Below are 11,785 nucleotides of genomic sequence, written 5' to 3'. Positions count from 1 at the left end.
CCGTGTCGGTGATGGGAGCCCCTGAACCGGCGGCGTTCGACACCGTCGATGACACCGTGGCCGGTCCGTCGACGCCGACTTCCCCGACGCGGCGGAGAAAATCGCGTGGTTCGCCGAGCACGATGACCGGGAGTTCGGTGCCGCCGTGGGCTGGCAACGCGACGGCGAGTGGCCGCCGATACTGCTCGACGGGAACCACCGGGCCTGTGGTGTGCACCGCGCCTCGCGCACGGGCGCGGCCGTTTCACTCCCTGTTCACCTCGGGTACGAATCGCTGCCGGGAACGGAACATACGGGATAGACAGCGTTTTACGTCGAGCGACGGAACCTCCGGGCACTATGGGGAAAAAATCGAAGGCACAGAAGAAGCGACTCGGAAAGAAGACGAAGCAGAACTCACGCGTGCCAGCGTGGGTCATGATGAAAACCGACATGGAAGTCACCCGCAACCCGAAGCGGCGTAACTGGCGGCGCTCTGACCTCGACGAGTAATGAGCGCAAGTGATTTCGAGGAGCGGGTCGTCACCGTCCCGCTCCGCGACGCGAAGAAGGCCTCCAAGGGACAGCGCGCGGACCGCGCGATGAGCATCATCCGGGAGCACCTCGCAAAGGCGTTCTCCGCCGAGGAGGACGAGGTCCGACTGGACCCGGCGGTCAACGAGGTAATCTGGGACCGGGGGCGAAAGAAGCCCCCGAGCAAGATTCGGGTCCGGGCCGCTCGCTTCGACGAGGAAGGCGAGACGGTCGTCGAAGCCGAACCCGCAGAGTAACGTGTTCCGCGCGGCCTTCGCTGGCTCTTCGTACGTCGGGGTTTTTGCCAGAGCGACGAACGACTGTCTGCTGATTCGGCCCGATACCGACGACTCCGTCGTCGAGGGAATGGTCGAGGAGCTTGGCGTCCCCGCCGTCCGGACGACCGTCGCCGGCTCCAACACCGTCGGCGCGCTCGCAACCGGGAACGAGAACGGGCTGCTCGTCTCCGGCCGAGTGACCGACCGGGAGCGCGACCGCATCGAGGACGCGACCGGCCTGCCAGTGCACGGCCTTCCCGGCCGTATCAACGCTGCCGGGAACGTCGTGCTCGCGAACAACGGCGGCGCTTACGTCCATCCGGAGCTGACAGCGGAGCAGGTCGGCGCGGTCGAGGAGGCGCTGGAGGTGCCCGTCGAACAGGGGTCACTTGGCGATGTCCGGACGGTCGGCACCGCCGCCGCGGCGACCACCAGGGGGGTGCTCTGTCACCCCCAATCCCGTGAACCGGAGCTGGAAGCGCTGGAGGAGCTGCTCGACGTCTACGCCGACGTGGGGACGATCAACTACGGCGGGCCACTGGTCGGTTCAGGCGTCGTCGCCAACGACGAGGGGTACGTCGTCGGCCACGACACGACCGGGCCGGAGCTGGGCCGCATCGAAGACACGCTCGGCTATCTCGACTGAGTCGGCTGGTTTTTCTGACGCTCACCGGTCACGATACCGGGCCAGCGGCGCCACCGTGGTCGAAACTTGGCGTGGACAGCACAGTCCCACGCCTTGGGTTCGGCGCGTCAGCCCAATCCTCCGCCTTTCGGAAGCTACTTCCCATTCGCCCGCCGACTTTTCGACTATGAGCCAGTTTACTGTGAGCGGTACGTTCGAGGCCCGGGAGGGTCAGCAGGCGTTCGAACGGAGCATCGACGCGGAGAACGAGGACGTCGCACGCGAGCACACGCTCTCGCAGTTCGGCGCCGAACACAACCTGAAGCGGACCCAGATCGAGATTACGGAGGTGACCGCCGCATGATGGGTGGTGGTCAGCAGCAGCTGCAGCAGCTCTCCCAGGAGCTCGAGGAGATCGACGCCGAGATACAGGCCAAAGAGGAAGAGATCGCGGAGTTCCGCGACGAGAAAACCGGCGTCGACGACGCCATCGAGGCGATCAACACGCTCGAGAGCGGCTCGACAGTGCAGGTGCCCCTCGGCGGCGGCGCCTACGTCCGCGCGGAGGTCGACGACGTCGACGAGATCATCGTCGGACTCGGCGGCGGCTACGCTGCAGAGCAGGACCGCGAGGACGCCGAGGACGCCCTCGAGTCGAAGAAGGAGGCCCTCGACGACCGTATCAGCGAGGTCCAGGCGGAGATCAACGAGCTCGAAGAGGAGAGTGCACAGATCGAGCAGCGCGCCCAGCAGATGCAGCAGCAGATGCAGCAGCAGCAGATGCAGCAGATGCAGCAGCAGGAAGAAGGCGGCGACCAGTAAGGTCCCATGTTCGACGGACTGAAGGAGAAACTCGGCTCGTTCCGCGACGAGGTCGAGGAGGAGGTCGAGGAGAAGGAGGCAGCAGCCGAGGCCGAAGCAGCCGAGGCAGACGCGGAAACCGCTGACTCCGTGTCCGCGGCTGAGGAAGCGGACGAGCCGGCAACGCCTGCGGGCGCCCCGGAACGTGAGTCCACCGAGGACGAGAGCGACAGCCCCGGTCGACTCCGCCAGGCAGCTGCGTTTGCGACTGGGCGAGTCATCATCGAAGAGGGGGACCTCGAGGAGCCGCTGTGGTCGCTGGAGATGGCGCTGCTCGAGAGCGACGTGGAGATGAGCGTCGCCGAGGAGATCCTCGATACGGTTCGGGAGACGCTCATCGGTGAGAGCCGCAAACAGGTCGACACGACGGCCGAACTCGTCGAGGATGCGCTCCACGACGCGCTGGTCGACGTGATTTCTGTCGGCCAGTTCGACTTCGAGCAGCGCATCGCCGACGCCGAGAAGCCGGTCACTATCGTGTTTACGGGCGTCAACGGCGTCGGCAAGACCACCTCCATCGCCAAGCTGAGCGAATGGCTCGGTGACCGGGGGTATAGCTCGGTGCTCGCGAACGGGGACACCTACCGCGCCGGTGCGAACGAGCAGATCGAGAAACACGCAGAGAACGTTGGCCGGAAGATCATCTCCCACGAACAGGGCGGCGACCCTGCCGCAGTCATCTACGACGGCGTGGAGTATGCGAAGGCCAACGACGTGGATGTGGTGCTGGGCGACACCGCGGGTCGACTCCACACCAGCAACGACCTGATGACGCAGCTCTCGAAGATCCACCGGGTCGTCGAGCCCGAGATGACGCTGTTCGTCGACGAGGCCGTCGCCGGACAGGACGCTGTCGAGCGGGCCAAGGAGTTCAACGACGCCGCCGAAATCGACGGCACGGTGCTGACGAAAGCCGACGCCGACTCTTCGGGCGGTGCCGCGATCTCCATCGCCCACGTCACGGGCAGGCCCGTCCTCTTCCTCGGAACGGGCCAGGGGTACGACGACATCCAGGAGTTCGACCCCGAGGCGCTGGTCGACGACCTGCTGGCCGAGGAGTAGGCCTTTCTCTCGGGGGCTCCAACCCCCGTTCATGCCGACAGTTATCGCCTTCGAGAGCGACGCGGGCGTCGTCGTCGCCGCCGACCGCACCGTCGTCCGTGGCACCACCATCGCGAGCACCAGCGCCGACCGGATGCTCGAGTTCGACGACTGCGGTGGCGCCGTCGTCGACGACCCCGACGAGGCGCGCCGACACATCGATGTGGAGCTTCGGCGCTACCGAACCGAACACGGCGAGTCACCGACCGTCGAGCCGTACACCCGCCTACTCCGGGACGTCGTCCGTGACGTCGGGACAGACGCCGTCGCCGCCGCGCGCGACAGGGACGGCGAGGCGCAGGTCCGGGCGGTATACGCCAACGGCAGCGTACTCGAGGACCCGCCGCTCGCGCTGGGCACCGGCGCGGAGCTCGCACTCGGCCGGCTGGAGGCCTCCCGGCCCAGTGAACTGGCGGAAGCAGCCGAGTTCGCCAGCGACCTGCTCGCTGGCGTCGCCGAGCGCGACACTCGGACCGGCGAAGAGCACGATGTGTGGACGCTCGCGGACGCGAACTGAACTCGGTACCAATGGGTAGCAGGGCCGGAGGCGGTACCAGGATATGGGCGGTACGGACATGTATCTGATACGACGGGACGCGCTCCGAGCCGGCGCCGCTGTCGGACTCGGAACCGCGATCGCCGGCTGTGCGATGCCAGCGGGCGACGGCGGCAGTAACTGCGGTGACGGGCCGCTGTTCACCGAGGGGTTCGAGGACGGCCTCGACGGCTGGGAGACCGCTGCCCACGTCGGCCCGGAGGCAGAGCTCTCGGTCCCCGGTGACGCGTCGGGGTTCGACGTCTCCTGTTCGGCCTGGAGCCAGTCGGAGTCGTTCAACACCCTCCGGAACCTCGTCTGTTACCTGGGCCCGGAGGAGCCGACCGAGGAAGCTGATTTCCCCGAGCCCGGGATGAACACGTCGACAGTGACAGGGTCGCCCTACGGCGGGCTGCGCGAACCGCTCCATCTCGCCGTCGGCGTCACCGTCGTCTGGGAGGCGGACGCCACCCACTACATCGACAGCATCAGCGTCGAGGAGCGGTAGCTACTCGTCGGGGTCGTTCAGGTCGGCGTCGGTGAAGGCATCGTCGGCCTCGTCCCCCGAAGGGCCCAGTTCCTGGTTCACGTCGTCGAGTTTGGTCCACTTCTTCTCGATCTCGGTGTTGTTCCTGACCATCGTGTCCTCGCCGTCGTTGACGGTAAGCCGGGTCTTGCGGAGCTCGATACTCTGGACCGTGCCGACGGTGCCGCCGATGTCGACCCGGTCGCCGGGCATGAAGTCCTCGTCGCGAAGGAGGTAAACCCCAGCCACTACGTCGGCGATGACGTTCGAGAGCGCGTAGGAGACACCCAGTGCGAGGAAGCCGGCCGCCGAGCCGAGCGAGGCCGCAATCTGTTCCATCCCGACGACAGCGAGGAAGGAGAGGCCAACGCCGAACCAGAGAAACAGCATGACGATGGCGACGATGAACTGCCGGTACACCGTCGGCTCGTTGGGGAAGGTCCGGCTGAGGAAGTAGCCGAGCACGACCCTGATCAGCTTGATGCCCAGGGCCGCGATGATCAGGAAGATGATCCCCGCGAGGATGCGCGGGAGCGCGGCGACGACGTCCGACACCAGCTTTCCCACCGCGTTCGAGGTGATGGAGACGAGCGTGTCGAACAGTCCGCTCACGCCGGACTGGAGTACGACGGCGGCCTGCGTCATGCAGAGAGTCGTGGCCCGGAACGTTAAGAAAGTAGATGCTCCGACAGGTGCACCCGTCGAGGTGGGGTCTGTCAGCACCCGATAACCGGGTTCGGGGGGCGACAGCCCGGCAGCGACGGACAAGGGTTTACGGGTTGGCCGCCAACGTACGGGTAAGATGGTACTCGACAACCTGGGTAGCTCCCTCCGGGGCACGATGGACACGCTCCGCGGGAAATCCCGCCTCGACGAGGAGGACGTCGAGGAGATCGTCAAGGAGATTCAGCGCTCGCTCCTCCAGGCCGACGTCGAAGTCGACCTCGTGATGGATCTCTCCTCGAGCATCGAGGAACGCGCGCTGAACGAGGAGCCACCCGGTGGCACCTCCGCGCGAGACCACATCCTGAAGATCGTCTACGAGGAGATGGTCGACGTCGTCGGCGAGTCGACCGAGCTCCCGCTCGAGCCTCAGACGATCATGCTCTCGGGGCTGCAGGGCTCCGGGAAGACGACGACGGCCGCGAAGATCGCCTGGTGGTTCGCGAAGAAGGGACTCCGCCCGGCGGTCATCCAGACCGACACGTTCCGCCCCGGCTCCTACCAGCAGGCCAAGCAGATGGCCGAAAGCGCCGAGGTGCAGTTCTACGGCGACCCCGACGCGGAGAATCCCGTCCAGATCGCCCGCGACGGGCTGGAGGCGACAGCGGACGCCGACGTCCACATCGTCGACACGGCCGGTCGGCACGCGCTCGAGGCCGACCTCATCGACGAGATCGAGGAGATTGAGGGTGCGGTCGATCCCGACCGGAACCTGCTGGTGCTCGACGCCGCCATCGGCCAGGGCGCGAAGGCCCAGGCCCGTGAGTTCGACGACGCCATCGGCGTCGACGGCGTCGCCATCACCAAACTCGACGGGACGGCAAAAGGTGGCGGGGCGCTGACGGCCGTCAACGAGACTGACTCTTCGATCGCGTTCCTCGGGACCGGAGAGACGGTACAGGACATCGAGCGCTTCGAGCCCGACGGCTTCATCTCCCGACTGCTGGGGATGGGCGACCTCAAACAGCTCTCCGAGCGCGTCGAGCGCGCGATGGCCGAGACCCAGGAAGGCGAGGACGACTGGGAGCCCGAAGATATGCTCCAGGGGAGTTTCACCCTGAAGGACATGCAGCGCCAGATGGACGCGATGAACAAGATGGGGCCGCTCGACCAGGTGATGGACATGATCCCCGGGATGGGCGGCGGGATGATGGACCAGCTCCCCGACGACGCGATGGACGTCACCCAGGACCGGATGCGCAACTTCGAGGTCATCATGGATTCGATGACCGACGAGGAGCTCGAGGACCCCCGCTCCATCGGCGCCTCGCAGGTCAAGCGCATCGCCCAGGGTTCAGGAACCGAGGAGGAGACCGTCCAGGAGCTGCTCCAGCAGCACAAGATGATGGACCGCACGCTCAACCAGTTCCAGGGGATGGGCGACGGCGATATGCAGCGGATGATGAAGAAGATGCAGGGCGAAGGCGGCGGCGGCATGGACGGCATGGGGCCGTTCGGGTAGTCGCGTTCCCCGGTTGTTTTGATGTTTCGAGTTTTGCAGACTGCTCGCCTCGGTGGGCGGGGAGAGAGCACCCTCACGAACTGTCGGCCAGTTCGCCACGTGACCTCGACTGACGAGGGGGAGTCCCGTCTGTCTGCTGAGGACAGTTCTACTCATAGTGATTACTGCGGATAGTGTCATCGACGGTGTCGAACGCCGCCGGTTCAGGGGCTCCCCTCACCGACACGGATGGTCACGGCGGGACGGACTCGCAGTAATCACTATCAGGCGGAACCGGATTCCGTGACGGGAACCTCCCACGCCAGAATCACGACCGAGCCACCCATCAGGATGGCACCGGCAACTGCGAGGGCGAACAGCGGTGAAACGACGTCCGAGAGGACGCCACTGCCGAGCTGGAACGGCACGACTGCGAGGCCACTGATCATCGCCATCGCACTCAACACAGTCGCTCGTCCAACCGTCGTTGTCCGGTCGTTGACGTACTGGCCCGCAAACGACCGCGTGACATCAGAGAGACCACGAATCAGGAGGAAGGTCGGAAGCGCGAACACCGGGACGAAGTACATCCCCACCAGGGCTGCTCCGACGACGAAGGGAAGCCAGATAAACCACGTCCGAAGGCCGAGTTGGTCGCGTATCGCTCCCGTGTAGTAACTCAACGCCGCACCGAAGAGGCTGTAGGCCGCGTAGAACCACCCCAGAAGTGACTCGACACGCCCCGGTGAGACGCCGAGGTCGAGAACGACAGTCTCGAATATTGGTTGCAGGAACACGAAGACGAGATAGGTGACGGCAGCGTACAGGACGTAGTAGTAGAGGATGAAGGCTCGGAGATTCCGCTGGGAGAGCGTCCGCCGGACGATGCTGAGCGTGTCGCGGAGACCCAAAGAACCGGTATCGGCGTTCTCGTAGGTCTCCGGTTCCTCGATCGTGAGAAGTACGAGAACGCCGATTCCTGTGACGGCCGCAGCCACGAACCACGGGTACGAGAGGTCGATCGTTCCGAGGTAGCCCCCAACGATAGCTGCACCCGCGCCGACTGCCAGTGAAACGGACTCACCGCGTCCTCTGACGTGCGCGAACTCGCGTTCCGAGAGTTCGTCGGTGAGCGTATCGTACAGCCACGCGTCTTCACTCCCTGAGCGGAAGTTGTAGCCGAACGACCAGCAGACGTAGAGGCCAGCCAGGGTGAGGAACGACTCTGCGAGCCCGATTCCGAGAAGTGTGACAGCGATAAGCCCTGTCCCGACCAGGAGGCTATTCCGACGCCCAACGCGGTCGCCAACGTAGCCGGTCGGGACTTCTCCAAGAAGCGTCGTCAGGTTGTACAGCGCCTCGAGCGTGGCTATCTGGGTGAAGTTGAGCCCCTGTGCGAGGAAGAACAGATACATGATCGGCCGGTAGAACTCGACTGCTTTCGTCGATTTGTAGAGGTAGTATTTCAGCACACTCCCGACAGGTAACCGCTGCCAGGTGTCCGGGGAAGAGAGACGCATCAGTGGAAACCCGAGACCCGACGGTAAATTGGATTGTGTTATGTCACGGACGGATCATCGTAATAACGCTCACAGGAACGCCGGGCCGAAGGAGATTCACCGTCGGAGGACGGCGATCGGCTCGGTAGCTAGTTCTCCTCTCGGTTACCGCTGTTCCAGCCGGACTCGTCGTCGAGACGGACAGCGTGAACCACTGTTGCTCTCACCCGACCGTTAGAGCTGTCGTCGTGAGCACGAAACCGACCGCCGCGACCGAACTCAGCGCAGTTCGGTCTCGAACGCCGCCTCGATCTCCGGGAGCGCCCGCTCCCAGGTCGCCCGCTCGGAGAACAGGTGGTTCTCGCCGGGGTAGTACTCCCACTCGTGGTCCTTGCCGAGCTCCATGAGCTCCTCGACGACCACGTCGAGCTGTTCGAAATCAACGTAGCGGTCGCCCGTCCCGTGGAAGCTGTACAGCGGGTTCTCGTAGTTCTCGAAGTGGGTCTTGGGGCTGGCATCCGCCCAGTTCTCGGGGGCTTCCCAGGGCTCGCCGCCGAGGCGGACCGCCTGCGAGGAGGCCGCGCCGGGGTATTTGGTCTCCTCAGCCCAGTCGCGGTACTGTTCGAGATCCGCCAGCCCGGCGATGTTGACCGCGACGTCGAACGCCTCCGGGCGGGTGCCGAGCAGCTGGAGCGCGGCGTAGCCGCCGTATGAGAGCCCCCACATGCCGACGGCGTCGTCGTCGACGTACTCCAGGTCCCGGAGGTAGTCGGCACCGCGGGCGATATCAGTCATCTCGTCAGTGCCGCGGTTGCCAAAGAGCGCCTCGCGGAACGCGCGGCCGTAGCCGATGCCGCCGCGGTAGTTGACGAACAGCCCGACGTAGCCCTTCTGTGCGAGATACTGCTGGAACGAGTAGGCCAGGCCGTAGGAGCGGGAGGGGTGCCAGCCGTCGCGCATCTGCCGCATGGGGCCGCCGTGGACCCAGATGACTGCGGGGAGCGCTGCGGCGTCATCGTCGACGGCCTCCGAGTCCCGTGGGTCGAGCAGGTAGCCCTCGATCTGCAGGTTACCGACGCTCTCGTAGCTGATGCGCTCTGGCTCGATAGGGTCGACCGGCCAGTCGTCGACGGCGGATTCCGTGATGCGCCGGGGCGACCCGCTCCCGTCGTCGTCGAGGGGTACCACGCGGAGTTCAGGCGACTGTTCGCGAGACGCGTGGATGTACGCGAGGTGCTCGCCGTCCGGGGCCGGTTTGGGGTGGATGTTCGTCCCGCCAGTCACCAGTTCCGTCACCTCGGGGTCACCACCCGTGGCGCCCGAGACTGCAAAGAGCCCGCGCTCGCCCAGGTCCTGCCGGTTCGAGGCGAAGACGAGCGTCTCGTCGTCGAGCCACTGCGGCGACGACCCGGCGACGCCCTTGTCCTCGAACGCGCCGGCGGTGAGCTGTGTCCGCTGGCCTGAATCCACGTCGATGACGTGGACGTGCTCCCAGCCGTCAAGCGGCAGCGGGAGCGCGATACGCTCGCCGTCGGGGGAGACCTCGGCGTCGCCACGCGAGACAGTGCCGGTCTCTTCTTCCTCCCGGAACAGCGTCTGCCGCTCGCCGGTATCGGGATCGACAGCGAACACCTCCCGGAACCGGCCGCTATCGCCGCTGCTGTCGAGCAGAAGTCGGCCGTCGCCGAGCCACGCCGGCGAGTTCGTGGCTGACGGTCCACTGCTGCGCCAGACGCGGTCGCCGCTTTCGACGTCATCAGAACGCGACGCGTTCTGGTTGCCCGCAGAGCTTTGCTCTGCGACGTCGAGCACGCCAATCTGCGTTGCATCGCTGGCGACGAAGCGGTAGGCAAGCCGCTCGCCGTCCGGGGAGAACGCGAGCATCCGGTCCCCGCCGAGGAACGGTCCCCGCTCGGGCGTCTCGTAGCGCCGGTCGGTCCCCGTCTCCAGGTCGAAGACGGTGGGCTGGCCCTCGCGGTAGACCGCGAGCAGCCGGCCGTCCGCTGTCCAGGCAATGTCGTCGGCGTCGACGTCGCCGGAAAGCTGTTCAGTCGTCCGGTTCCGGGCGTTCGCGAGCAGGAGTTCGCCCTCGCCGGTGAGCACCGCGAGATGGTCCGGGTCGGCTTCTGGCCCCCACGCCATCTCGGCGACGCCGTCCTCGGGAGCGAGTCGCCACGGGTCCTCGCCATCTCCACCAGGTCCATCGCGGTCAACAGCCCCAACGCGGAGCGACTGCTGGTCGTCCTCGTAGACGGGGGCGGCGACGAAGTCGCCCGTCGCGGCCCACGCCGGCGGTCCGGGATACTCGATGTCCAGTACGTCGTCGATAGTGAGACTGGTTGGCACACCGGAGTATGCGGCCCCCACCATATCGGTGGTCGGTAAACGGCAATGCGCGCCGTCTCCGTCACGTTGCCGGCAGCCGGCTGACTGAACTAACCCTTCGTTCGCCGGATGCAGCGCGCTTTTGGGTTGGGCCGGGGTAGGGTGGCCCGAATGCAGCTTCGCCGCCTCGGGCGCTACGACGCGCTGATCCTCACGTCGCTCATCTGGTTCATGGCGAAGTTCCTGCGCTACGCGTTCCCGCCGCTGTTCGGCACGTTCCAGGAGCTCTACGGCGTCTCCAACGCCACCATCGGCGCCGCCTTCTCGGCACTGATGGTCGCCTACGCGCTGATGCAGTTCCCCTCTGGCGTGCTAGCCGACCGTCGCGGCCCTGTGCCGATTATCACCGCCGGTGCCGTCGTCACGGGCATCGGCGCGCTCGTCCTGCTGGTCGCGGAGCCGTTCCCCCTGCTCGTCGGCGGGATGTTACTGGTCGGCCTCGGCACCGGGGCGCACAAAACCGTCGCCGTCCGGCTCCTGACGATGGTCCATCCCAGCAGAACCGGGCGCGCGCTGGGGACCCTCGACACGATTGCCGCCTTCGGCGGTGTCGCGGCGCCCGCAGCCGTCGTCTACGCGCTACCGGACTGGCGCGGGCTCTTTCTCGCCGGTGGGCTCGTGGTGCTCACGCTCGCGGCACTGTTCGCGATTCGGACTCCGCGACGGCTCCCCAAGGACGGCGGCGTCACAGCCCAGAAAGACGACGACGGCGTCGCGCTGGCGGCCTACGCCCGCTCGCTCTCCCAGCCGCGGGTTGCGCTGTTCGTCGCGGTCACCGTCGCCGTCTCCTTCGGCTACAACGGAGCCGTTGCCTTCCTCCCGCTCTATCTGACCGACGCCGCCGGGCTCTCGACGGCCGCCGCCAGTGCGCTCTACTCGGGGCTGTTCGTCGTCTCGCTGGTCCAACTCGGCACCGGTGAGCTCGCGGACCGCGCCGGGCGGATTCCGGTGCTGCTGGCGACCGTCGGCGCCGCCGCCATCGGGGTGGCGCTGCTCCAGGTCGTCGCCGGGGCGCTCGCGGTCGGCGCCGCCGTCATCCTCTTTGGCATCGGCGGCCACGGCTACCGGCCGGCTCGGAGCGCGTTCCTGATGTCGATTCTCCCCGACGAGGCCGCTGGCGGTGGGCTGGGTGTCGTCCGGACGGTGCTGATGAGTTCCGCCGCGGTCGCACCGGCCGTGACGGGCTACCTCATCGACGCCCGGAGCTTCGCCTTTGCCTTCGCCGCGCTCGCGGCCTCACTCGCGCTCGCGTTCGTGCTGCTCGTGGTGGTCGCGATTACCGGAGAAGCCGGGGAGTA

At 66.4% G+C, this 11,785-nt stretch carries 14 protein-coding genes; 10 read left to right on the top strand and 4 right to left on the bottom strand.

Going from position 1 to position 11,785, the window contains the following annotated elements; genetic code table 11:
• Positions 1-217 (bottom strand): hypothetical protein (locus V5A38_RS12580; RefSeq protein WP_332326109.1); only part of this gene is annotated, 217 nt, incomplete at its 3' end.
• A gap of 122 nt (positions 218-339) precedes the next feature.
• On the opposite strand from V5A38_RS12580, the gene V5A38_RS12575 reads away from it, so the two are divergent.
• From V5A38_RS12575 to V5A38_RS12540, 8 genes are all read left to right on the top strand, one after another.
• The gene (locus tag V5A38_RS12575; RefSeq protein WP_332326108.1) at positions 340-492 is read left to right on the top strand and encodes a 50S ribosomal protein L39e; all 153 of its coding nucleotides are present in this window, start codon (positions 340-342) and stop codon (positions 490-492) included.
• The gene (locus V5A38_RS12570) at positions 492-770 is read left to right on the top strand and encodes a 50S ribosomal protein L31e (RefSeq protein ID WP_332326107.1); all 279 of its coding nucleotides are present in this window, start codon (positions 492-494) and stop codon (positions 768-770) included. The genes V5A38_RS12575 and V5A38_RS12570 overlap by 1 nt, the downstream gene beginning before the upstream one ends.
• Position 771: 1 nt before the next feature.
• Positions 772-1,437: a translation initiation factor IF-6 gene (locus V5A38_RS12565; RefSeq protein ID WP_332326106.1), complete on the top strand. Its 666-nt coding sequence runs from the start codon at positions 772-774 to the stop codon at positions 1,435-1,437.
• A 166-nt stretch (positions 1,438-1,603) separates the two neighbouring features.
• On the top strand, positions 1,604-1,780 hold the full coding sequence (rpl18a, locus tag V5A38_RS12560) for a 50S ribosomal protein L18Ae (RefSeq protein WP_332326105.1): 177 nt from the start codon (positions 1,604-1,606) through the stop codon (positions 1,778-1,780).
• Positions 1,780-2,238 (top strand): prefoldin subunit alpha, encoded by a 459-nt coding sequence (gene pfdA, locus V5A38_RS12555; RefSeq protein ID WP_332326111.1) that lies wholly within the window; start codon positions 1,780-1,782, stop codon positions 2,236-2,238. The genes rpl18a and pfdA overlap by 1 nt, the downstream gene beginning before the upstream one ends.
• A gap of 6 nt (positions 2,239-2,244) precedes the next feature.
• Positions 2,245-3,339, top strand: coding sequence for a signal recognition particle-docking protein FtsY (gene ftsY, locus V5A38_RS12550; protein WP_332326104.1), 1,095 nt, complete (start codon positions 2,245-2,247; stop codon positions 3,337-3,339).
• A gap of 31 nt (positions 3,340-3,370) precedes the next feature.
• The gene (locus V5A38_RS12545) at positions 3,371-3,895 is read left to right on the top strand and encodes a hypothetical protein (RefSeq protein ID WP_332326103.1); all 525 of its coding nucleotides are present in this window, start codon (positions 3,371-3,373) and stop codon (positions 3,893-3,895) included.
• A 43-nt stretch (positions 3,896-3,938) separates the two neighbouring features.
• The gene (locus V5A38_RS12540) at positions 3,939-4,421 is read left to right on the top strand and encodes a hypothetical protein (RefSeq protein ID WP_332326102.1); all 483 of its coding nucleotides are present in this window, start codon (positions 3,939-3,941) and stop codon (positions 4,419-4,421) included.
• On the opposite strand, the gene V5A38_RS12535 is transcribed toward V5A38_RS12540, so the two are convergent.
• Entirely contained in the window at positions 4,422-5,084 is a 663-nt protein-coding gene (locus V5A38_RS12535) for a mechanosensitive ion channel domain-containing protein (protein WP_332326101.1), read from the bottom strand.
• A 157-nt stretch (positions 5,085-5,241) separates the two neighbouring features.
• Here V5A38_RS12535 and V5A38_RS12530 point away from each other — a divergent pair, with 157 nt between their 5' ends.
• Positions 5,242-6,624, top strand: a complete 1,383-nt coding sequence (locus V5A38_RS12530) for a signal recognition particle protein Srp54 (RefSeq protein ID WP_332326100.1) — start codon at positions 5,242-5,244, stop codon at positions 6,622-6,624.
• A gap of 263 nt (positions 6,625-6,887) precedes the next feature.
• Here V5A38_RS12530 and V5A38_RS12525 read toward each other — a convergent pair whose 3' ends face one another.
• A complete protein-coding gene (locus tag V5A38_RS12525; RefSeq protein ID WP_332326110.1) occupies positions 6,888-8,018 on the bottom strand; it encodes an MFS transporter in 1,131 nt (376 codons plus the stop codon).
• Positions 8,019-8,381: 363 nt separating this feature from the next.
• Positions 8,382-10,472, bottom strand: a complete 2,091-nt coding sequence (locus tag V5A38_RS12520) for a prolyl oligopeptidase family serine peptidase (protein ID WP_332326099.1) — start codon at positions 10,470-10,472, stop codon at positions 8,382-8,384.
• Between the two features lie 126 nt (positions 10,473-10,598).
• Between V5A38_RS12520 and V5A38_RS12515 the strand changes: the two genes are divergently transcribed.
• A partial coding sequence (locus tag V5A38_RS12515; protein WP_332326098.1) for an MFS transporter occupies positions 10,599-11,785 on the top strand: 1,187 nt, incomplete at its 3' end.

Source organism: Halolamina sp. (genome assembly GCF_036626355.1).
GTDB lineage: Archaea > Halobacteriota > Halobacteria > Halobacteriales > Haloferacaceae > Halolamina.
Note: the sequence above shows the minus strand (reverse complement) of the source record. Positions and strands in the feature narration are given on the sequence as shown.

Coding starts and splice junctions, on each gene's coding strand:
- V5A38_RS12575 (WP_332326108.1), top strand. CDS start 340: ATGGGGAAAAAATCGAAGGCACAGAAGAAGCGACTCGGAAAGAAGACG.
- V5A38_RS12570 (WP_332326107.1), top strand. CDS start 492: ATGAGCGCAAGTGATTTCGAGGAGCGGGTCGTCACCGTCCCGCTCCGC.
- rpl18a (WP_332326105.1), top strand. CDS start 1,604: ATGAGCCAGTTTACTGTGAGCGGTACGTTCGAGGCCCGGGAGGGTCAG.
- pfdA (WP_332326111.1), top strand. CDS start 1,780: ATGGGTGGTGGTCAGCAGCAGCTGCAGCAGCTCTCCCAGGAGCTCGAG.
- ftsY (WP_332326104.1), top strand. CDS start 2,245: ATGTTCGACGGACTGAAGGAGAAACTCGGCTCGTTCCGCGACGAGGTC.
- V5A38_RS12545 (WP_332326103.1), top strand. CDS start 3,371: ATGCCGACAGTTATCGCCTTCGAGAGCGACGCGGGCGTCGTCGTCGCC.
- V5A38_RS12540 (WP_332326102.1), top strand. CDS start 3,939: ATGGGCGGTACGGACATGTATCTGATACGACGGGACGCGCTCCGAGCC.
- V5A38_RS12535 (WP_332326101.1), bottom strand. CDS start 5,084: ATGACGCAGGCCGCCGTCGTACTCCAGTCCGGCGTGAGCGGACTGTTC.
- V5A38_RS12530 (WP_332326100.1), top strand. CDS start 5,242: ATGGTACTCGACAACCTGGGTAGCTCCCTCCGGGGCACGATGGACACG.
- V5A38_RS12525 (WP_332326110.1), bottom strand. CDS start 8,018: ATGTATCTGTTCTTCCTCGCACAGGGGCTCAACTTCACCCAGATAGCC.
- V5A38_RS12520 (WP_332326099.1), bottom strand. CDS start 10,472: ATGGTGGGGGCCGCATACTCCGGTGTGCCAACCAGTCTCACTATCGAC.